General features: G+C 74.4%; 2 protein-coding genes. One reads left to right on the forward strand and one right to left on the reverse strand.

What is annotated here, in order from left to right; all coding sequences use genetic code 11:
• Positions 1-119: 119 nt before the first annotated feature.
• Positions 120-869 carry a hypothetical protein gene (locus ACFWXO_RS19555; RefSeq protein ID WP_380525124.1) on the reverse strand — a complete coding sequence of 250 codons (750 nt, stop codon included), beginning with the start codon at positions 867-869 and terminating at the stop codon, positions 120-122.
• Positions 870-1,089: 220 nt separating this feature from the next.
• Between ACFWXO_RS19555 and ACFWXO_RS19560 the strand changes: the two genes are divergently transcribed.
• Positions 1,090-1,569, forward strand: a complete 480-nt coding sequence (locus tag ACFWXO_RS19560; protein ID WP_380525125.1) for a GNAT family N-acetyltransferase — start codon at positions 1,090-1,092, stop codon at positions 1,567-1,569.
• Positions 1,570-1,822 lie beyond the last annotated feature (253 nt).

Below are 1,822 nucleotides of genomic sequence, written 5' to 3' on the forward strand. Positions count from 1 at the left end.
CCGGCGCCCCCGGCCAACCGCGGGCGCGGCAACCCCCGCCCCCCCGCGCTCCTCCGCCCGCCGCCCCGACCCCCGGCCGCCCGGGGGCTCGGCCCGGCCGCCCGGAGGAGCGGAGGAGCTCAGGGGCCCGCGATCAGCCGGCCGATTCCGTCGAGGAACTCCTCCAGGGTGGCGGCGGCGGGTTCGAAGGCGCCGTCGTGGGAGGCCGTGGTCGACCTCCAGACCCGTCCGGTGTGTCCGGTCGCGAACAGGTGGCCCGCGCCGTTGCTGCCGAAGACCAGCGCCAGGCGCTCGCCCTGGATGACGGGGACGCCGTACTCGCGGACGTGCCCCGTCACCGCGCCCGGCGGGTGGATGAAGTAGCCGTTGTCGAGATCGGGCAGGGAGGCCCGGTCGAGCACCCCGTAGAGCGTCGCCAAGTCGGGGGGCACCGGCAGCAGTTCGCCGAGCGCGGCCGCCGCCCGCCGACCGGACTCCGTCGCGTGGACCAGGGCGTTCTCGCCCGGCGGGAAGCCGTACCTGGCGGCGAAGGACCGGGTGAACCCGGCGAGGGCCGCGCCGGTCTCCTCGCACCAGGCCCGGAGCCACTGCGGGTCGAGCTGCGGACCGGGCAGCGGGGTGGGGTTCCTGAGGTCGATGGTGACGGACCGGCGCCACCCGGCTCCGGCCCGGGCGGTGCCCGGCCGCCCCGTTCCCGCCTCCTGCTCCTGTTCGGCCCCGAGGTCCTCCGATGCGCGGGCACCCAGGGCGCGCAGCCGCGCCTTGCCGGCCTCGTCGGCCTCCTCGGTGCCCGGGTAGAGGGCGGTGTACCGGCCTCCGTCCTCGTCCTGCCAGCTGTAGCTCTGGTACTGCTCCGTCGGTTCGTCCACCGCCGGAACCTCCGTTCCGTGCTGTCGGGATGACCCACCGTAGGCGATGGGGTCCGGTGCGGAGAAGCCCTTCACCCTCCTGGGTGGAACCGGGGAAACGGCCCGGGGATAACTGCCGGAGTGGAGTGTGCGGCGGGTGGTGTTGGCCGGGGTGGAGATCGGCGGGCGGGCGACGGGGCGGCATGCTGGCCCGAGCCGTTCGACCAGCGAGGAGACCGAGTTGAGCACCGCCGCCGTGAACCGTTGGAGCATCAGTGCGCCGCAGGAGGGGGACTACCCGCGCTGGCGCGAACTCTTCCGCGGGTACTGCGAGTTCTACCGGGTGCCGATGCCGGAGGAGAAGGCCGAGCTGGTGTGGTCCTGGCTCAACGACCCGGAGCACGAGGTGGAGGGGCTGCTGGTCCGGGACGGCGCGGGGACGCCGGTCGGCTTCGCGCACTTCCGGCCGTTCGCCCGGCCGCTGCACGGCACGGTCGCCGGGTTCCTGGACGACCTGTTCGTCGCGCCCGAGGTGCGCGGCGGCGGGGCGGTGGACGAACTGCTGGCCCGACTGCGGGAGATCGCCGCCGAGCGCGGCTGGAGCACCGTGCGCTGGATCACCGCGGACGACAACCACCGGGCGCGCAGCAAGTACGACCAGGTCGCCACCCGGACGATGTTCGTCACCTACGACATGGCCCCGGACGCCCCGGGCCGCTGAGCCCGGCCCGCTGAGCCCGGCCCGCTGAGTCCGCTGCGCCTGTCGAGCCTGCTGCGCCCGGCCCGCCGGGGCGGCCGACCGGAGCGCTCGACCGGATCACGTGACCAAGTCGCCGGACATTCGTTCGGAGTTTCTGTTATCGGCGTTCCGCCGGGGGGTCTCCCAGGTGTCGGCACCCGACCAGCCGACCTGGACAGAAAGCAGTGGCCACGTGAACAGCGACGACAGGACGACCGTCATCCCGGCGAGCGGC

It is taken from the genome of Kitasatospora sp. NPDC059088 (genome assembly GCF_042738155.1).
GTDB lineage: Bacteria > Actinomycetota > Actinomycetes > Streptomycetales > Streptomycetaceae > Kitasatospora.